The following is an 18,726-nucleotide window of genomic DNA, read 5'->3' as shown; positions in this document are numbered from 1 at the left end:
AATGTGGGACAAAATTTGTCTGCTAGGGACATATACTGCCCCGCCAATCGATACTTTTGAAGGAGTAATTTATGAAAGAACTTATTGACCTACAACAAAAATTATTCCCTGATCTAATTGAAGTCATGCAAAGAAGATATAAAATCATGCATTACATTCAGTTAATGGGTCCGATTGGTCGGAGAAGTTTAGCAGACAATATAGAAATGACTGAAAGACTAGTCAGAAGTGAAATTGAGTTCTTAAACCAATCTGCTTTTATCGATATAACGGCTAAGGGCATGCATTTAACAAAAAAAGGAAATGGTGTTCTTCACCAATTAACTGCGTTTATGGATGAAATTTCTGAATTTAGTGTTTTAGAACAACATATAAAGGATAAATTACAATTAGACCATGTTATTGTGATATCCGGTAATAGTGATGGGCAAGATTGGGTAAAACAAGAGATGGGAAAAGCTTGTGTCCATTTCCTACAGTCAATCTTAAAATCCAATCAAACAGTAGCAGTAACTGGTGGTACTTCAATGGCTTCCGTTGCAGAAACGATGACACCATCGATGAATGCAAAAAATTGCTTATTTGTTCCAGCAAGAGGTGGTCTTGGTGAAAGAGTAGAAAATCAAGCCAATACAATCTGTGCGGAGATGGCAAAAAAAGCGAATGGTGAATATCGACTACTACATGTTCCCGATCCATTAAGCGAAAAGTCGTACCAATCGATTATCGGTGAGCCATCTGTGAAAGAAATTCTTGAACTGATTCGAGATGCCGATGTTGTCATCCATGGAATTGGTGATGCGATAACGATGGCTAGTCGAAGGAAAACTTCCTCTTCCGTATTAGAAAAAATAAAAAATGGTAAAGCAGTAAGTGAAGCATTTGGATATTACTTTGATAATGGTGGAGAAGTAGTCCATAAAGTACGAACAGTAGGCATTCAATTGCAGGATTTATCTCAATCAAATTGTGTCATTGCTATTGCGGGCGGTAAGTCAAAAGCAAAAGCAATCGCATCTTACTTTAAGCAAGGAAAAAGTAATGTGTTAATTACCGATGAGGGTGCCGCAAAAGAGTTTTTAAGGGAATTTTCCCTTTAAATATATATTTTAAAAATCAAGGAGGAAAATAATAATGACAGTAAAAGTTGGTATTAATGGTTTTGGTCGTATTGGACGTAACGTATTTCGTCAAGCTTTAAATAATAGTGAGGTAGAAGTGGTAGCAGTTAATGATTTAACTGATGCTAATATGCTTGCACATCTATTGAAATATGACTCCGTTCATGGAAAACTTGCAGAAGAAGTTTCTGTAAATGGATCTAATATTGTTGTAGCTGGAAAAGAAATTAAAGTACTATCAGAACGTGATCCTGCTAATCTTGGCTGGGGTGACCTTGGTGTCGAAGTTGTTATTGAGTCAACTGGTCGCTTTACAAAACGCGAAGATGCTAAAAAGCACATTGATGCTGGTGCAAAAAAAGTAGTTATTTCTGCTCCTGCTAACGATGAGGATCTTACTATTGTAATGGGTGTTAACGAAGATAAATACGATGCTTCAAGCCACCACGTACTTTCAAACGCATCATGTACTACAAACTGTCTTGCACCGTTTGCAAAAGTACTAAACGACACATTTGGTCTTAAGCGTGGAATGATGACGACTATTCACTCTTATACAAACGATCAACAAATTCTTGATCTACCACACAAGGACTACCGTCGTGCACGTGCAGCAGCAGAGAATATTATTCCAACATCTACTGGAGCTGCAAAAGCAGTATCACTAGTTCTTCCTGAACTTGAAGGTAAATTGAATGGTATGGCAATGCGTGTACCTACTCCAGACGGATCATTAGTTGACCTTGTTGCTGAGCTTGATAAAGACGTAACAGCTGAAGATGTAAATGCTGCATTCAAAGAAGCATCTGAAGGTAAAATGAAAGGTATCCTAGGATACAGTGAAGAGCCATTAGTATCTGCTGACTATGTAGGTAATCCTAATTCTTCTACTATCGATGCAATTTCTACAATGGTAATGGAAGGAAATATGGTTAAAGTAGTATCTTGGTATGATAACGAAATGGGTTACTCTGCACGTTGTGTAGACTTAGCTGTATTTCTTAAAAAGCAAGGACTTTAATTAAAACTTGAATAGAAAATAGTAATTTAAGGAAACTTTAAATGGGAGGGGGATCAATCCTCCTCCCATTTGAATTATCTACTCATTTATAAGTTATAATTTAAAATATGTGTAGTTTTCTGTTTAAGGGGACTTACATAGGTGAAAGTAAGTAATAGGGATAATTGCCTGAGGAGGGTTTCTGGAAATGAATAAAAAAACATTGCGTGATTTAGACGTATCAGGTAAAAAAGTATTTTGCCGTGTTGATTTTAATGTTCCAATGAAAAATGGTGAAGTTTCGGATGATACAAGAATTCGAGCGGCGCTACCAACGATTCAGTACCTGGTTGATCAAGGTGCTAAGATCATTCTATCTAGTCACTTAGGTCGTCCAGATGGTCAGGTAGTTGAAGACTTGCGTTTAGATGCTGTAGCCAAACGTCTCAGTGATTTGCTAGGAAAAACAGTAACAAAAACAGATGAGGTATACGGAGAAGAAGTTAATAAGGCTTTAGCCGGACTTGGTGATGGTGAAGTACTTCTTATTGAAAACGTTCGTTTCAACCCAGGCGAAACGAAGAATGATCCAAAACTCGCTAAAGAGTTTGCTAATATGGCTGATTTCTATGTAAACGATGCATTCGGTGCAGCCCACCGTGCACATGCTTCTACAGCAGGTATAGCAGAGTATCTACCGTCTGCTGCTGGACTTCTATTAGAAAAAGAATTAAACGTATTAGGAAAAGCACTTTCAGAGCCAGAACGACCATTTACTGCAATTATTGGTGGCGCGAAAGTAAAAGACAAAATTGGTGTTATCGACCATTTATTAGATAAAGTTGATAACTTAATTATTGGTGGTGGACTTGCCTATACGTTTATCAAAGCGCAAGGACATGAGATTGGAAAATCACTTCTTGAAGAAGACAAAATTGAGTTAGCAAAAGAATTCATGCAAAAAGCAAAAGATAAAGGTGTTAACATGGTACTACCAGTTGATGCTGTCGTTGCTGATGACTTTTCTAATGATGCTAACACGAAAGAAGTAGCAATCGATAATATTCCTGCTGATTGGGAAGCGCTAGATATTGGACCAAAAACCCGTGAAAAATATGCTGCAATTGTAAAAGATTCTAAGCTTGTTATTTGGAACGGACCTATGGGAGTATTTGAAATAGAAGCATTTGCTAATGGTACAAAGGCTGTTGCTGCGGCATTAGCGGAAACAGACGGTTACACAGTGATTGGTGGAGGAGACTCTGCTGCTGCTGTTGAGAAGTTTGATTATGCAGATAAAATGGATCACATTTCGACTGGTGGAGGAGCTTCCTTAGAATTCATGGAAGGTAAAGTGCTTCCAGGTTTGAATGTACTTAGTGATAAATAATAAGAGAGAGGTGTTAACATGCGTAAAAAGGTAATCGCAGGTAATTGGAAGATGAATAAGGTACTTGCAGAGGCGGAACGATTTATAGTAGAAACAAAAGGCAGTGTCCCTACTAGTGACAAAGTTGAGGCTGTTGTTTGTGCTCCGTTTCCATATCTATCTGCACTTGTTGCAAAAGCAGAAGGTTCAGACGTGAAAATTGCAGCTCAAACAATGCATTATGAGGATAATGGTGCTTTTACTGGCGAAGTAAGCCCAGTCATGCTAAAAGATATCGGTGTTACTTATGTAGTTATCGGGCATTCTGAACGTCGTGAATACTTTGCTGAAACAGATGAGACAGTTAATAAAAAAGTTCATGCAGCTTTTAATCATGCTTTAACACCTATCATATGTGTAGGTGAAACGCTTGAACAACGCGAAAAGAACGAAACAATGTCTGTTGTAGAATATCAAGTGAAGAAAGCATTAGAAGGTTTGAGTGAAGCACAAGTAAATGACACAATCATTGCTTACGAACCAATCTGGGCAATTGGAACTGGAAAAACTGCTACATCAGAACAAGCTAATGAAGTATGCACACACATTCGTGGTGTTGTTAACGGATTTGTATCATCTGATGCAGCTGAAGCTGTTCGAATCCAGTATGGTGGAAGTGTAAAACCTGCAAATGTTGATGAGTTACTTTCACAATCTGATATTGATGGTGCATTAGTTGGTGGTGCTAGTCTTGAAGCTGATTCTTTCTTAAAATTAGTGGAGGCTGGTGCAAAATGAGTCAGGATAAATTAGCCGCACTCATTATTTTAGATGGCTATGCCATTCGCGATGAAGTAATGGGAAATGCAGTTAAACAAGCTAATACTCCTAATTTTGATCGTTACTGGAATAAATTTGCTCATAACCAGCTTCAAGCAAGTGGTGAAGCAGTTGGACTTCCAGCAGGACAAATGGGCAACTCAGAAGTAGGACACCTAAACATTGGTGCTGGTAGAGTTGTCTATCAAAGTCTAACTAGAGTTAATCTATCTATTCGTGAAGGGGATTTCTATGAAAATAAGGCTTTACTTAAAGCTGTAAACTATGCCAAAGATAACAATCAAGCCTTGCACATTTTCGGCCTGTTATCTGACGGCGGGGTCCATAGTCATATTGAGCACCTTTATGCATTATTGAAATTAGCTTCAATAAAGAAACTTGATAAAGTTTATGTACACGGATTTCTAGATGGTAGAGATGTTGGCCAAAAGTCTGCTAAACAGTATATTCAAGCAGCTCTAGACGTAATGAAGGAGTATGGAGTAGGTGAGTTTGCTTCCATTTCTGGTCGCTACTACTCTATGGATAGAGACAAACGCTGGGATCGAGTCAAAAAAGCATACGATGCAATGGTTTATGGTGAAGGACCAAAGTACACGGATCCTCTCCAAATCGTTGATGATTCCTATGAAAATGGCATTTTTGATGAGTTTGTTCTTCCATCGGTAATTACTGATGAAAACGGCAAACCAAAGGCAACAATAGAAGATGAAGATTCACTTATTTTCTATAACTTCCGTCCGGACCGTGCCATCCAAATTTCACGTACATTTGCAAATGAAGATTTCCGCGACTTTGATCGTGGGGATAAAGCTCCGAAAAATCTTCATTTTGTTGGATTGACTAACTTTAGTGAAACAGTTGACGGTTTTGTTGCGTATGAACCGGTTAACTTGGATAATACAGTTGGTGAAGTGTTAGCACAAAATAACTTAAACCAATTACGTATTGCAGAAACTGAAAAATATCCGCACGTAACATTTTTCATGAGCGGTGGTAGAGAAAAAGAATTCCCAGGTGAAACGCGAATTTTAATTGATTCACCAAAAGTCGCAACCTATGATCTTCAGCCTGAAATGAGCGCTTATGAGGTTACTAACGCTTTACTGAGGGAATTAGATGAAGGAAATCAAAATGCGATTTTATTAAACTTTGCAAACCCTGATATGGTTGGTCATTCAGGAATGCTTGAGCCTACCATTAAAGCAATAGAGGTTGTCGATGAATGTCTAGGTAAAATTGTAGACAAGATAATTGAAAAAGGTGGGCATGCTATAATAACAGCTGACCATGGTAACTCTGATGAAGTAGTTTCAACTGATGGTAATCCGATGACCGCTCATACGACAAACCCAGTACCAGTAATTGTTACTAAAGAGGGAATTGAGTTGAGAGACGGCGGTATTTTAGGAGACTTATCACCAACGTTGTTAGACTTGTTGGGTGTGGAACTTCCTAAAGAAATGACAGGAAAAACATTAATTAAAAATAAAGTAAATGGTGAAGGAGAGAAATAAATATGCCTTATATTACAGATGTATATGCTCGCGAAGTATTAGATTCACGTGGTAACCCGACAGTAGAGGTAGAAATATTCACAGAAACAGGAGCATTCGGTTCAGCTTTAGTACCTAGTGGTGCTTCAACTGGTGAGCACGAAGCTGTTGAACTTCGTGATGGTGACAAGGAACGTTACCTTGGTAAAGGTGTACTTAAAGCAGTCGAAAATGTAAATGAAATTATTGCACCAGAGTTACTAGGACTTGATGTTACTCGCCAAGTTGTCATTGATGAATTACTGATTGAACTTGATGGAACAGATAACAAAGGTAAACTAGGGGCTAATGCTATCCTTGGTGTATCTATGGCTGTTGCACATGCTGCTGCAGACTTCCTAGGTGTACCACTATATACTTACCTTGGTGGATTCAATGCGAAGACATTACCTACACCAATGATGAATATTGTTAATGGTGGAGAGCACGCTGATAATAACGTAGATATTCAAGAATTTATGATCATGCCAATCGGTGCTCCAACTTTCCGTGAAGCACTTCGTATGGGAGCAGAAATCTTCCATTCCTTGAAGAAAGTATTAGCAGGTAAAGGCTTAAATACTGGTGTTGGTGATGAGGGTGGATTTGCTCCAAACTTAAGTTCAAACGAAGAAGCACTATCAACAATCATTGAGGCAATTGAGGCTGCTGGTTACAAGCCAGGAGAAGAAGTTAAGCTTGCAATGGACGTGGCTTCATCTGAATTTTACGAAGATGGAAAGTACAATCTTAAAGGTGAAGGCGTTGTTCGTAATTCCGAAGAAATGGTTAATTGGTATGAAGAAATGGTTAACAAGTATCCAATCATCTCGATTGAAGATGGCTTAGATGAAAACGACTGGGAAGGTCACAAACTTCTAACAGATCGTCTTGGCGACCGTATTCAACTTGTAGGTGACGATTTATTTGTTACTAACACGAAAAAACTTAAACAAGGTATTGAACAAGGAGTAGGAAACTCTATTCTTGTAAAAGTTAACCAAATTGGTACACTTACAGAAACATTTGATGCAATTGAAATGGCTAAACGTGCTGGTTATACCGCAGTTATCTCTCACCGTTCTGGTGAAACTGAGGATGCAACAATTGCTGATATCGCAGTTGCTACAAATGCTGGACAAATCAAAACTGGTGCACCGTCTCGTACAGACCGTGTAGCTAAGTACAACCAACTTCTTCGTATTGAAGATGAGTTAGTTGGCACTGGCATTTATGCTGGAGCGTCTGCTTTTTATAACTTAAACAAATAATTTAATGATAACAAAAGCTGCTAAGTGAGATGATTCTCACTTAGCAGCTTTTTCTATTTTAAAAATAGCTTATCTTCATTATTCAAATTTTGCAGATGAAACTTCTTGAAATAATTGTTTTTGTTGTTCAAATTCTTGTTTAGCTAAGTCTAAGGCCTGCTTATTATCCGTCACTTTTTCTGCTTGAGAGAGTGATTGCTCTGCCCGATCTAAGGAATGTTTTATTTGGTCAATGATTTGTTTGTTTGGATGACTTTGTGCCTGTGTAATTGAATTTTGTAAATGTAAAATCGATTGTTGAGCTTGAGCAAGCTGATTTTGATCTTGTAAACTGGATATATTATTACCTTTCACCATGTATTCCTCCTTTATTATTCATGTTAATAATGTGCTATTAAAACCGATGAAATATACATTGGTGAAAGTTTATATATTAAGAAAAGCGCAAGCGCCTTGGTCACCCCCGACAAGCTTAAGTCGAGCCTCTATGTGGTGCTTTTGCCACAAAGAGGATTGACTTAAGACCTCGAGGGGGTAGGCGCTGGAGCTAGACATCAAAGCGCAAGCGCCTTGGTCACCCCCGACAAGCTTAAGTCGAGCCTCTATGTGGTGCTTTTGCCACAAAGAGGATGGACATAAGACCTCGAGGGGTAGGCGCTGGAGCTAGACATCAAAGCGCAAAATTTTATACTTTCTTACCTATACAAAAAAACCGATGAATTATTAATAACTCATCGGTTTTACCAGGATTACTGGTTTGTTTTTTCTTTTATAAATTCTTCTACTTCATCAGCAGTACTCATAGATAATAGCTGATCTTTGTAAGAAGCTAATTCTTTTTTAGACAAATCTTTAATCTGAGTACGTGCTGGTAGGATTGATGTAGCACTCATGCTAAATTCATCTAATCCTAAACCAAGAAGGATTGGAATGGCAATCGAGTCGCCTGCCATTTCTCCACACATGCCTGCCCATTTTCCTTCAGCGTGAGCCGCTTCAATTACGTTATTAACTAGGTTTAAGATTGCTGGGTGATAAGGTTGGTAAAGGTAAGATACACGCTCATTCATTCGATCTGCTGCCATTGTATATTGAATCAGGTCATTTGTACCAATACTGAAGAAATCAACTTCTTTAGCAAATTGACGAGCAATTACTGCTGTTGAAGGAATTTCTACCATAATTCCGACTTCAATGTCATCAGAAACGTCTTTACCTTCACTCTTAAGATTTTCTTTTTCTTCTAAAAGAAGTGCCTTCGCTTGACGGAATTCGTCTAAGGTTGCAATCATTGGGAACATGATCTTTAAGTTTCCATAGATACTTGCGCGCAGTAAGGCACGTAACTGAACACGGAAAATGTCATCACGTTCTAAGCATAGACGGATAGCTCTGAAGCCTAAGAATGGGTTCATTTCTTCAGGAAGTTTAAGATAGCTTAATTCCTTGTCCCCACCAATGTCTAATGTTCGAACAACAACAGGCTTGTTATCATCCATTTGTTCCAAAACAGACTTATATGCTTCAAACTGTTCTTCCTCTGTTGGAAGCTCTGTTTTCCCCATATATAGGAATTCAGTGCGATAAAGACCAACACCTTCGCCACCATTATTTAGTACTCCGGTAACATCTTCAGGTGTTCCGATATTAGCTACTAATTCAACATGTTCATTATCTGCTGATATCGTAGGCTCGTCTTTAAGTTTTGCCCAAACTTGTTTTTGTTCTTCAAATTCTTCTTGTTTTTTCTTATAAGTAGCAATTTCCTGTTCAGATGGATTAATAATAATTTGCCCATCAATGCCATCAACAATAATAATATCGTCCTTGTTTGCATCAGAAGTAATTGTTTTTGTACCTACTACTGCTGGAATTTCTAATGAACGAGCCATAATTGCAGAGTGTGAAGTTCGGCCACCTATGTTAGTAGTAAAACCCTTAACAAATTGTTTGTTTAGTTGCGCTGTATCAGATGGTGTTAAATCTTCTGCAACAACGATAACTTCTTCATCAATTAAAGCTGGATTAGGGAATGTAACATTAAGTAAATGAGCCATGATACGTTTCGTTACATCCTGAATATCAGCTGCACGCTCTCTCATATACTCATTATCCATTGCTTTAAACATATCGATAAACATGTTTGCTGTTTCATCTAAAGCAACTTCAGCATTAATATTATCTGACTTTATTTTTTCTTGGATAGGGTTGATCATTTCTGGATCACTTAAAACTAATAAGTGAGCAGAGAAAATTTCAGCATGCTCGTCTCCAAGAGTTTTTCTAGCATTTTCTTTGATTTTTTCTAGTTCTTGCTTTGAAATTTCTAATGCCTGATTCAATCGTTCAACTTCTTTTTCAGGATTATCAATTTGCTTTTTTTCAAAAGATAGGTCAGGAACTGCCAACTTATAAACCTTAGCAATGGCAATTCCACTAGATGCTGCAATTCCTTGAATGTTACTCATTAATGTTTACTCCCCTAATCCTTCTTTTTTAATTGTATCAATAATAGTATCCAATGCTTCTTGCTCATCAGTACCTTCTGCAACGATTTTGATTTCAGAATCTTTAGGGATTCCAAGAGACATAACACCCATAATTGATTTTAAGTTAACAGATTTACCGTTATACTCCATTTTAATATCTGATGTAAACTGACCAGCTTTATTTACTAGTACTGTTGCCGGTCGAGCATGAACTCCTGTTTCATCTGTAATTGTTGCTGTTTTTTCAACTGCCATATTAAAAACCTCCAAATTTTTATTTATATCAGGCATTACCCTCTACACTATCATTTTACTCCTTTTCTAGGTCCTTTTTCAAGAATCCTAACAGAAAAGCACTGACAAGCGTACCTATTAATATTGTGAGCAAATATAGAAGTGGATTTTCTTCCACAAGTCCAGATACAACAATACCACCATGTGGGGTTCTAAGTCCAATGTCAAATACTTATTTCTACCACTGAATCCAATCTAAGTGAAGGAATCACTATAGGAGTTTGAAGCTGCAAATGGATTTGCTCATTCTATTTATTGTTTTGGTTCAAAAATCCTTTAGCAACTGGGACCTGAATTACATGTTTCCTTTAAGTCGTTCTGTTCAATTTTTGTGTATAGTTGGGATAAATCATTCCCAAACTATAGGGGGATAACAATTGCTCCATTAGGTAATTATGAAATTGATTCGGTATAAAATAAATCATACCCACAAGAAGGCTCTAGTATTAGGAAGTATTATTAGTAAATCAATTCGAAACTATTCTCTACGTCTAATCCACTTAACTATGTCTTGGTACACTTCTTCTTTGTTGATTTCATTTAACAATTCGTGTCTACCATCCTTATAGAACAGACTTTCTATTGAACCTATGCCGAGTTTATGATATTGATTAATAACTTTTTTCACACCTATTGTTTGATTTCCAACGGGATCTTTATCTCCGCTGATAAATAAAATGGGTAAATCTTTTCGAACGCCTTTTATTAATTTTTGATCATTAATCATTTTTAATCCATCAAATAAATCGTGAAAAAAGGCAGCAGATGGGGTAAAGCCAGTCAGAGGGTCATCCATATATAATTTTACTTGTTCCTTATCCCTAGTTAACCAATCAAATTTTGTTTCGGCATTTCTAATTTTTTTATTAAAAGCCCCAAAAGCGAGGGCGTTTAAAAGGCTGGAAGGTTCTGTACGACCTACCTTGCGAATTTCACGCTTCGCTATTAGCTTACCAAATTTTATTGTCATAGCCGGGTGGTAGCCTGTTCCAGACAAAATTAATCCATCTAGCGCTTTGCTGTATTTTTGAATATATCTTCTTGCCAAGAATGACCCCATACTATGACCAAATAAAATAACGGGAACATCAGGAAACTCTTGTTTTATTATACTTGTAACATCGTATAAGTCATCAACAGACTTCTCAAATCCTTGCTCATCTGCGAAGTATCCCATTAAACCACTAGTTTCACCGGTTTTTCCGTGACCACGATGGTCATTTCCATATACAAAGATGTCATTTTCAACTAAATAATCTGCAAATGGTTGATAACGTTTAATGTGTTCAACCATGCCATGAGCAATTTGGATTATTGCCTTTGGTTTCTTTGAATTGTTTGTCCACTTTTGTAGATATATTTGCTCTTTGTCAGGAGCTGTCAACCATTCAATCAGTGGTTCCATATTTGTACCCCATTTCAAACTTAGCCTTATAATTAATTAGATAATAATCTATTTCAAGTATAGCAAATTCCTCTTTATATGAAAGCGTATTGTTTTTTTCCTATTCAACCTGTTTGTATTTAAATATAACTTGCCAAAAGCCTAGCATTTATGCTACATTATCACTATGTATTAGTGCGTCTTAGGAGGTGTGCGCAACATGTATGAAGTTGCGATTACGTTATTAATTATTGATGCCATTGCTCTTATTACTTTAGTATTACTACAATCAGGAAAAAGTGCAGGACTTTCTGGCGCGATTTCTGGTGGTGCCGAGCAATTATTTGGTAAACAAAAGGCTCGCGGTTTAGATGCGGTGTTACACCGTGCAACAGTAGTCGCCGGAGTGCTCCTTTTTATTCTTACGTTTATCGTTGGTTACGTTTTATAAGGTAAATTGAATAAAAAAGAAAACAAATCCCTTACTACGCCTGTGGTAAGGGATTATTTGTATTAATGACTAGTAATGATTTGCTTCTAATAAGCCGACGTATGTGAAAGATATGGATAACTTTGATACTATTAATCCATCATAAATATGTACATAGAAAAAAGGGGATGACAAAATCATCATGAAGATAAAACAACCTGAAGCTTTTACGTTTGAAGGAGGAGATCGTGCGGTATTATTACTACATGGTTTTACTGGACATTCAGCAGATGTGCGAATGCTTGGAAGATTTCTAGAAAAGAAAGGATATACATGCCATGCGCCGATATACCGGGGACATGGTGCTCCACCAGAGGAATTAGTTAAGGCTACGCCTGAACAGTGGTGGGAAGATGTTCAAAAGGGAATAAAGCATCTTAAAGATCTAGGATATAAAGAGATAGCTGTCGCTGGATTATCTTTAGGAGGCGTTCTAGGTTTGAAAGTAGCTTACTCGGAACCAATTAAGGGTATTGTATCTATGTGTGCCCCGATGTACTTCGATAATGAGACGGAACTAACAAAGGGTTTTGAGCTATTTGCTCGAGAATACAAACAATTAGAACAAAAGGACGATGAAACGGTTAAAAAAGAGGTCGAACAGCTGCTAGATCATTCAGGTGGATTATTTGATCAACTAGGTGAGCTTATAGTTGACGTCAAGGAGCATATCGACCATATTTATGCACCTACTTTTGTTGTCCAAGCTAGAAATGATCAGATGATTAATCCAGATAGTGCCAATTACATTCATGACAATGTGGAATCTGAAAAAAAAGACATTAAATGGTATGAGAATTCAAGTCATCTTATTACTTTTGATAAAGAAAAAGATCAGTTACATGAGGATATTTATCAGTTTTTAGAATCTTTGGAATGGTCTTAGGTAATAATAAGGGTAAAACTATCTAACAATCTGGAGCTATCTATATTAAAGGAAACATTAACAAATCAATTTAGAAGGAAGGTGAGCGTTTGAATAAAAATGAAATGAAACAGACAATTTTAGAATATTTTAAAGAAAATGCAACAAAACCGTTAGCTGTAAATGAAATTAAAGAAGAGATTCTTGATTTAAATGACTCAGATCAGTATACAGTTTTAATGCAACTATTAAATGAATTAGAAGAAGTAGGAGAGTTAGTTAAAACTAGAAAAAACAGGTATGGAACACCAGAAAGAATGAATTTAATACGCGGGAAAATCCAAATGCATGCAAAGGGGTTTGCCTTTTTAATACCGGATATTGAAAGTCAAGATGATGTTTACATTAATCATGCTGATCTTAAGTCTGCGATGAATAACGATATAGTATTGGTTCGAATTGAAGGTCAAGACGAACAAGGGAAACGGCCAGAAGGGGTTGTTATCCGGATTCTAGAACGTGCAGCAACTGAACTCGTAGGTACTTACGATGATAATGGTAGTTTTGGATTCGTTATTGCTGATGATAAGAGGATACCAAATGATATTTTCATTCCTAAAAATGCATCCAAAGGTGCTGTGAACGGACATAAAGTAATCGTCAAAATTACTAAATACCCAGAAGCTCGAATGAGTGCAGAGGGTGAAGTGGTGCAAATACTTGGGCATAAAAACGATCCAGGTATGGATATTATTTCAATTATTTATAAGCATGGAATTGGCGTTGAATTTCCTGAAGAAGTGCTTAAACATGCAGAAGAGGCACCAGAAAAAATTACTGAAGATGAGATAAAAAATAGACGTGATCTTAGAAATGAAAAAATTGTAACAATTGATGGTGCAGATGCTAAAGATTTAGATGATGCAGTAACAGTTAAACGACTGGACAATGGCAATTATAAATTGGGTGTCTATATTGCGGATGTTACGTATTATGTAGAAGAGAATTCACCAATTGATAATGAAGCAATTGATCGTGCTACAAGTGTTTATTTAGTGGATCGTGTCATACCAATGATTCCACATCGATTATCAAATGGTATCTGCTCACTTAATCCACAAGTGGACCGATTGACATTAGGCTGTGAAATGGAAATTAATACAAATGGTGAAGTTGTTGGACATGAAATATTTCAAAGTGTGATTAAAACAGCAGAACGAATGACTTATAATGATGTCAATAAAATTCTAGTCGACAAAGATGAAAAGACAATCGAACGATATAATGAACTAGTGCCAATGTTTAAGGACATGGAAGATTTAGCTGCGGTATTACGTAAGAAACGCTTCGGTCGAGGTGCAATTGATTTTGATTTTAAAGAAGCGCAAGTGCTAGTTGATAATGAAGGGAAAGCAGTTGATATTGCTTTACGTGAACGTTCGATTGCAGAACGACTAATCGAGGAATTTATGCTTGCAGCCAACGAAACGGTAGCAGAACACTTTCACTGGATGGATGTTCCGTTTATTCACCGGGTTCATGAGGATCCAAGTGAAGATAAATTACAGAAATTCTTCGAGTTTATTGCATCGTTAGGATATGTTGTGAAAGGCACTGCTAATGAGATTCATCCACAAGCGTTGCAGAAGGTATTAGAAGAAGTGTCAGGTACACAAGAGGAAATGATTATTTCTAAACTTATGCTTCGGTCAATGAAGCAGGCAAAGTATGATCCTCAGAGTATTGGACACTTTGGCCTAGCAACAGAATTTTATACTCATTTTACTTCGCCAATAAGAAGGTACCCGGACTTAATTGTACATCGATTAATTCGTACGTATCTAATAAATAAGCAATTAGATGAAAAAACGCAAAGGCATTGGAAAGACAAAATGCCAGAGATTGCTAAACATTCATCTGAAAAAGAACGAGCAGCAGTCGATGCAGAACGTGAAACAGATGACTTGAAAAAAGCTGAATACATGCAAGATAAAATTGGTGATCAGTTCGATGGTGTAATCAGCTCTGTTACTAACTTTGGTTTATTTGTAGAATTGCCAAATACAGTAGAAGGACTTGTCCATGTTAGTTACCTAACAGATGACTATTATCATTTTGATGAACGGTCTTATGCAATGATTGGTGAACGAACTGGTAACATCTTTCGGATTGGTGATGAAATAACTATCAAGGTCACTAATGTTAATCTAGATGAACGTGCAGTAGATTTTGAAGTTGTTGGAATGAAACCGAGAAAAGATAGAGGGTCATCGGATCGTCCTAAAGTAATTAAGGCAAAGCGTCCTGGTTCTAAAGAAGGTAATGGCAAACCTAAAACAAAAGGAAAAGTTAAACCCCCAAAAGGCGCAGGAAAGAAAAATAAACCTAAGAAGAAGAAGAAGAAATAGACGTGGATAAGTCCACGTCTATTTTCTTTAGTTAACCCATTTCCCATATAAAATCCAAGCATCAGTAATTTCAAAAGCGTCTGTTGTTGGAATGTTGTCAAAGCCTTGTTGTGAAAAATCAATCCACGCCTTAATAGCTTCAGGTTCTTGTTCTGTATATGCGAAAACCGTGTTCCAAAATCCTGGTTGTTCAAAATGGTCATTCCAGAAGTATTTAACTTGAGCAAACCACTCGTGCTTTTGGTCATTTTTAATTACCATAAACCGGTCGTTGGAAGAGTTCCTGAAAAAATGTGATTGATTTAAATGCTCATCTGTTAGCAATTCCATAGTTAGTGGAAAGGGGTAGTAACACTCAAATGGATAAACACCTAATGCATTCGCTTCAATTGATCCAATTAGTTCTTTCTTTTCTGCTAGTGTCTCAATCCTTTTCCAAACTTGACCTGTTCGACCACCAATTATATTTTTATTAGTAACCGGTAAGGAATGAAGTTTGGTTACTTTTGTGAGACCAAGATTTTCGATTACACGTCGAGCTGCAATGTTAGCATCATTCGTGTTCGCTCCGATCCAATTTATTGAAGGGTCTCTTTCCAATTCTTTTTTTATATAAGATAATATTTCAGTACCATAACCTTTCAATCGATAGCGCTGATCACTTCTTAATCTTCCGAGCATGGCGTATCCACCTGGAAATATAGTATAACCACCAATAGCAACTAAGTTAGTTTGGTTAAATAACCCATATACTGCATTGGAGTGTGATTGAACAAGTTCCGGAAAGATTCTTAGGATATAATCATCTATTATATTCGTTTCCATCTGCTGGACTAATGCTATGTCATCAACAGTTAATTTTCTCATTTGTAGTATTCCTTGATTCACATGTCATACCCCTTTAACAATAAATTTGAACTAATACTCTCATAAATGAAGCCCGATTGTCTAACCCTTGAGTTCACAGGTACAAGTTAAATTGGAACTTAAGCTTTTTTTCTGTTAAAATATATCTCACGAGCAAGTAGGAGGTAACGGTTATGCCAAAAGGTCAGGGGAAGGTCATAGCACAAAACAGAAAAGCAAATCATGAATTTTTTATTGAAGAAACATTTGAAGCAGGTCTCGTATTAAAAGGGACTGAAATTAAATCGATTCGTGCAGGTCGAGTCAATATGAAGGATAGCTTTGCCCGTATTGAAAGGGGAGAAGCTCTACTTTATAATATGCACGTAGCGACTTATGAGCAAGGGAATCAATTTAACCATGAACCTACACGGACTAGAAAGTTGCTCCTTCATCGTAAAGAAATTGATAAGTTGATCGGGGAAACACAACAGGCAGGTTATGCGTTAGTTCCTTTAAAAATGTATATAAAAAATGGTGTAGCAAAGATTTTAATAGGATTAGGTAAAGGTAAGAAGAAATTCGACAAGCGTGAGGATTTGAAGCAAAAACAAGCAAAACGTGATATCGATCGGGCTATCAAGGACAATATGAGGTAGCTATTACCAGTTAGAAAGACTTGAAAAATACTGCTAGTCTGTTATAATAAATAGTGTCGTAAAGACAATAACAACTTAATATACAAGAATGCTTAATCCTTCTTGTTTCCCGTTGTACCCTTTTATATGGGGACGTTACGGATTCGACAGGGGTAGATTGAGCTCAGGTTGCGCGTCGAGGTTACGTCTCGTAAAACGTTACACGCCAATAATAACTGGCAAAGAACAAAATTACTCTTTAGCAGCTGCGTAAGTAGCACTAAAGGATCCTTCCTACCATCGCCCGTGTGAGTAGATGAAGGGTCTCAAATGAAGCGGGATACGCTATCGTCCACCGTCTGAGGATGGATAGAAGAGATTAATCAGACTAGCTCCTTGGAAGCCTGTTGGCAGGCCAAAAAGCGAGCGAATTACTAATATACCAACTACACTCGTAGATGCCTGAGTGGCGATATCTCTGGACGTGGGTTCGATTCCCACCGTCTCCACCAATACATAATTGGTGGTTTTTTTATTTCCTGTAACCATTGGCTCTGGTTTCTATTAATATAGCTATCATAATCTAGTAATTAGATTTTTTACATAGATCAAAAAGGCTTTTGAAAAGCTAGTAATAAAAAATTAAATAATAGAAATATTATATAAATGTGGAAATGAAGATTTACCAACATAGGTAGATCTTTTTCTTTGTTTAAATAACTAGACTTTCGTTAAAATCTTCTATTATTAATGATTGAAATATAATTGTAATACTTCTATTACATTCCTGTCATTTACAAGTGTTATAATTCGGACTGTGATAATCTTTTTTAAGTTAATAGAATAACAAACTTAATAATATAAAAACGTTTACATAATTGATTGATAAGTTGAAAGCGGGGGAAAGAGATTGCTAAATAAAAAGCTGATTGCTCTGTACACCATGACATTAGTTGTGTTAGGAAGTTTATTTTCAGCAACTGATGTTAAAGCTGAACCTGATTTAGAAAGTATCAAACAAGAAAGATCAGAAGTTCAAGAAGGTATTCAAAAAGCTGATAAGGATATTCAAGCAGTAGAGGCTGAACTTACCGATTTACAAGAAGAAATTGACCGATTTGAAGAATCGATAGAATACAATCAAAACATGTTAGAAGAAACTGAAGATGATATTTTACAATCGGAAGAAGATGTGGCAATTTTAGAAGATGAAATTGCAGTTGTAGAAGAAGAAATAGAGAAAAGATTCGAAGTAATTAAACAACGAGCTGCAGCCTTGCAAAAAAGTGGTGGAAGCTTTAGTTATTTAGAAGTAATCTTTGATTCGAAAAGCTTTGGTGAATTTATTGATCGGGTTGTATTAGTATCTAAAATTGTAGAAGCAGACTCTAATCTTCTATCAGAGCATCAACAAGATGAAGAGATTTTAGAAAAGAAACAAAGTAAAGTAGAAGAAAAACTTACTGAACTTACAGATATGAAAACTGAATTAGAGGGAATGCAGGTTTTAGTAGTAGAGCAAAAAGAGCAAAGTGATTTATTAAAGGAAGAGCTTCAAGATAAAAGGCAATCAAATATTGCTTTGAAATCAGATTTACAGCTAGAAGATAGCAATTTAGCTTCACAAGAATCAGCTATTTTAAATAGAATACAGCAAGCTGAAAGAAGTCAGTCGGAAATACAAACGTTAAGTCAAGAATCATCAAGAAATAATAACTCATCAAGTAATACTAGTAGTTCAGCTTCTAAGCCAACAAGTACTCAATCAGTTGCCACTAGTGGGAATTTAAGCGGAATAATATCCGCAAGCAGTAGATATTTCGGAAATTCTACCTATAGATTAGGAGCGGGTCGATCTTCTTCTGATATTGCCAATGGTTACTTTGATTGTTCTGGATTTGTTAGCTGGGCATTTTCTCAAATTGGCATTAACATAGGTGCTAGTACAAGTGCACTCAGCGGAACAGGACAAAAAGTATCAGTTAGCGAAATGAAACCTGGTGATCTTGTTTTCTTTAATACTTATAAGACAAATGGGCATGTAGGTATCTATGTAGGTGGAAACAAATTTTTAGGTTCACAAAGTTCTACTGGAGTAGCTTATGCAGACATGAATAATAGCTACTGGAAGCAGAGATTTACTGGCCATGTTCGTCGTATAATGAATTAAAAATAA

General features: G+C 36.7%; 16 protein-coding genes and 1 other RNA gene. 12 read left to right on the top strand and 5 right to left on the bottom strand.

All coding sequences use genetic code 11. The features are described 5' to 3' along the window. Nucleotides 1–71 precede the first annotated feature (71 nt). The 6 genes from LD272_RS07605 to eno all read left to right on the top strand — a co-directional run bounded on the left by LD272_RS07605 (nucleotide 72) and on the right by eno (nucleotide 7,136). Nucleotides 72–1,100 carry a sugar-binding transcriptional regulator gene (locus tag LD272_RS07605; RefSeq protein WP_226036005.1) on the top strand — a complete coding sequence of 343 codons (1,029 nt, stop codon included), beginning with the start codon at nucleotides 72–74 and terminating at the stop codon, nucleotides 1,098–1,100. Nucleotides 1,101–1,134: 34 nt separating this feature from the next. Beyond that, the gene (gap, locus tag LD272_RS07600) at nucleotides 1,135–2,142 is read left to right on the top strand and encodes a type I glyceraldehyde-3-phosphate dehydrogenase (RefSeq protein ID WP_226036004.1); all 1,008 of its coding nucleotides are present in this window, start codon (nucleotides 1,135–1,137) and stop codon (nucleotides 2,140–2,142) included. A 187-nt stretch (nucleotides 2,143–2,329) separates the two neighbouring features. Next, nucleotides 2,330–3,511, top strand: coding sequence for a phosphoglycerate kinase (locus LD272_RS07595; RefSeq protein WP_226036003.1), 1,182 nt, complete (start codon nucleotides 2,330–2,332; stop codon nucleotides 3,509–3,511). 18 nt (nucleotides 3,512–3,529) lie between these two features. Next, nucleotides 3,530–4,288: a triose-phosphate isomerase gene (gene tpiA / locus LD272_RS07590; RefSeq protein WP_226036002.1), complete on the top strand. Its 759-nt coding sequence runs from the start codon at nucleotides 3,530–3,532 to the stop codon at nucleotides 4,286–4,288. Next, on the top strand, nucleotides 4,285–5,847 hold the full coding sequence (gpmI, locus tag LD272_RS07585; RefSeq protein WP_226036001.1) for a 2,3-bisphosphoglycerate-independent phosphoglycerate mutase: 1,563 nt from the start codon (nucleotides 4,285–4,287) through the stop codon (nucleotides 5,845–5,847). Before tpiA ends, gpmI begins: the two co-directional genes overlap by 4 nt. 2 nt (nucleotides 5,848–5,849) lie before the next feature. Next, entirely contained in the window at nucleotides 5,850–7,136 is a 1,287-nt protein-coding gene (gene eno, locus LD272_RS07580) for a phosphopyruvate hydratase (protein ID WP_226036000.1), read from the top strand. Between the two features lie 78 nt (nucleotides 7,137–7,214). Here eno and LD272_RS07575 read toward each other — a convergent pair whose 3' ends face one another. From LD272_RS07575 to LD272_RS07560, 4 genes are all read right to left on the bottom strand, one after another. Continuing rightward, nucleotides 7,215–7,493 (bottom strand): hypothetical protein, encoded by a 279-nt coding sequence (locus tag LD272_RS07575; RefSeq protein WP_226035999.1) that lies wholly within the window; start codon nucleotides 7,491–7,493, stop codon nucleotides 7,215–7,217. 392 nt (nucleotides 7,494–7,885) lie between these two features. Beyond that, on the bottom strand, nucleotides 7,886–9,604 hold the full coding sequence (gene ptsP, locus LD272_RS07570) for a phosphoenolpyruvate--protein phosphotransferase (RefSeq protein ID WP_226035998.1): 1,719 nt from the start codon (nucleotides 9,602–9,604) through the stop codon (nucleotides 7,886–7,888). Nucleotides 9,605–9,610: 6 nt separating this feature from the next. Then, nucleotides 9,611–9,880, bottom strand: a complete 270-nt coding sequence (locus tag LD272_RS07565) for a phosphocarrier protein HPr (RefSeq protein ID WP_226035997.1) — start codon at nucleotides 9,878–9,880, stop codon at nucleotides 9,611–9,613. 517 nt (nucleotides 9,881–10,397) lie between these two features. Continuing rightward, nucleotides 10,398–11,324 carry an alpha/beta hydrolase gene (locus tag LD272_RS07560; protein ID WP_226035996.1) on the bottom strand — a complete coding sequence of 309 codons (927 nt, stop codon included), beginning with the start codon at nucleotides 11,322–11,324 and terminating at the stop codon, nucleotides 10,398–10,400. A 199-nt stretch (nucleotides 11,325–11,523) separates the two neighbouring features. On the opposite strand from LD272_RS07560, the gene secG reads away from it, so the two are divergent. The 3 genes from secG (at nucleotide 11,524) to rnr (ending at nucleotide 15,066) form a co-directional block, all read left to right on the top strand. Beyond that, a complete protein-coding gene (gene secG, locus LD272_RS07555) occupies nucleotides 11,524–11,754 on the top strand; it encodes a preprotein translocase subunit SecG (RefSeq protein ID WP_226035995.1) in 231 nt (76 codons plus the stop codon). A 181-nt stretch (nucleotides 11,755–11,935) separates the two neighbouring features. Continuing rightward, nucleotides 11,936–12,679 (top strand): alpha/beta hydrolase, encoded by a 744-nt coding sequence (locus tag LD272_RS07550; RefSeq protein ID WP_226035994.1) that lies wholly within the window; start codon nucleotides 11,936–11,938, stop codon nucleotides 12,677–12,679. A 104-nt stretch (nucleotides 12,680–12,783) separates the two neighbouring features. Beyond that, nucleotides 12,784–15,066 (top strand): ribonuclease R, encoded by a 2,283-nt coding sequence (gene rnr / locus LD272_RS07545; protein WP_226036043.1) that lies wholly within the window; start codon nucleotides 12,784–12,786, stop codon nucleotides 15,064–15,066. 27 nt (nucleotides 15,067–15,093) lie between these two features. On the opposite strand, the gene LD272_RS07540 is transcribed toward rnr, so the two are convergent. Continuing rightward, the gene (locus LD272_RS07540; RefSeq protein ID WP_226035993.1) at nucleotides 15,094–15,954 is read right to left on the bottom strand and encodes a GNAT family N-acetyltransferase; all 861 of its coding nucleotides are present in this window, start codon (nucleotides 15,952–15,954) and stop codon (nucleotides 15,094–15,096) included. Nucleotides 15,955–16,106: 152 nt separating this feature from the next. Between LD272_RS07540 and smpB the strand changes: the two genes are divergently transcribed. The 3 genes from smpB (at nucleotide 16,107) to LD272_RS07525 (ending at nucleotide 18,720) form a co-directional block, all read left to right on the top strand. Further along, on the top strand, nucleotides 16,107–16,571 hold the full coding sequence (gene smpB / locus LD272_RS07535) for an SsrA-binding protein SmpB (protein ID WP_226035992.1): 465 nt from the start codon (nucleotides 16,107–16,109) through the stop codon (nucleotides 16,569–16,571). 128 nt (nucleotides 16,572–16,699) lie between these two features. After that, nucleotides 16,700–17,062: a transfer-messenger RNA gene (gene ssrA / locus LD272_RS07530) on the top strand. A 398-nt stretch (nucleotides 17,063–17,460) separates the two neighbouring features. After that, nucleotides 17,461–18,720: a C40 family peptidase gene (locus tag LD272_RS07525; RefSeq protein WP_226035991.1), complete on the top strand. Its 1,260-nt coding sequence runs from the start codon at nucleotides 17,461–17,463 to the stop codon at nucleotides 18,718–18,720. The last annotated feature ends 6 nt before the right edge of the window (nucleotides 18,721–18,726 follow it).

Source organism: Aquibacillus saliphilus, from assembly GCF_020404745.1.
Taxonomy (GTDB): domain Bacteria; phylum Bacillota; class Bacilli; order Bacillales; family Amphibacillaceae; genus Aquibacillus; species Aquibacillus saliphilus.
The sequence above is the reverse complement of the archived record's forward strand: the minus strand, read 5'-3'. Positions and strand labels throughout refer to the sequence as shown.

Excerpts from the sequence above, each read along its gene's own strand:
- LD272_RS07575 (WP_226035999.1), bottom strand. The coding sequence starts at position 7,493 with ATGGTGAAAGGTAATAATATATCCAGTTTACAAGATCAAAATCAGCTT.
- gap (WP_226036004.1), top strand. The coding sequence starts at position 1,135 with ATGACAGTAAAAGTTGGTATTAATGGTTTTGGTCGTATTGGACGTAAC.
- LD272_RS07595 (WP_226036003.1), top strand. The coding sequence starts at position 2,330 with ATGAATAAAAAAACATTGCGTGATTTAGACGTATCAGGTAAAAAAGTA.
- secG (WP_226035995.1), top strand. The coding sequence starts at position 11,524 with ATGTATGAAGTTGCGATTACGTTATTAATTATTGATGCCATTGCTCTT.
- rnr (WP_226036043.1), top strand. The coding sequence starts at position 12,784 with ATGAAACAGACAATTTTAGAATATTTTAAAGAAAATGCAACAAAACCG.
- eno (WP_226036000.1), top strand. The coding sequence starts at position 5,850 with ATGCCTTATATTACAGATGTATATGCTCGCGAAGTATTAGATTCACGT.
- LD272_RS07605 (WP_226036005.1), top strand. The coding sequence starts at position 72 with ATGAAAGAACTTATTGACCTACAACAAAAATTATTCCCTGATCTAATT.
- tpiA (WP_226036002.1), top strand. The coding sequence starts at position 3,530 with ATGCGTAAAAAGGTAATCGCAGGTAATTGGAAGATGAATAAGGTACTT.
- LD272_RS07550 (WP_226035994.1), top strand. The coding sequence starts at position 11,936 with ATGAAGATAAAACAACCTGAAGCTTTTACGTTTGAAGGAGGAGATCGT.
- smpB (WP_226035992.1), top strand. The coding sequence starts at position 16,107 with ATGCCAAAAGGTCAGGGGAAGGTCATAGCACAAAACAGAAAAGCAAAT.
- ptsP (WP_226035998.1), bottom strand. The coding sequence starts at position 9,604 with ATGAGTAACATTCAAGGAATTGCAGCATCTAGTGGAATTGCCATTGCT.
- gpmI (WP_226036001.1), top strand. The coding sequence starts at position 4,285 with ATGAGTCAGGATAAATTAGCCGCACTCATTATTTTAGATGGCTATGCC.
- LD272_RS07560 (WP_226035996.1), bottom strand. The coding sequence starts at position 11,324 with ATGGAACCACTGATTGAATGGTTGACAGCTCCTGACAAAGAGCAAATA.
- LD272_RS07565 (WP_226035997.1), bottom strand. The coding sequence starts at position 9,880 with ATGGCAGTTGAAAAAACAGCAACAATTACAGATGAAACAGGAGTTCAT.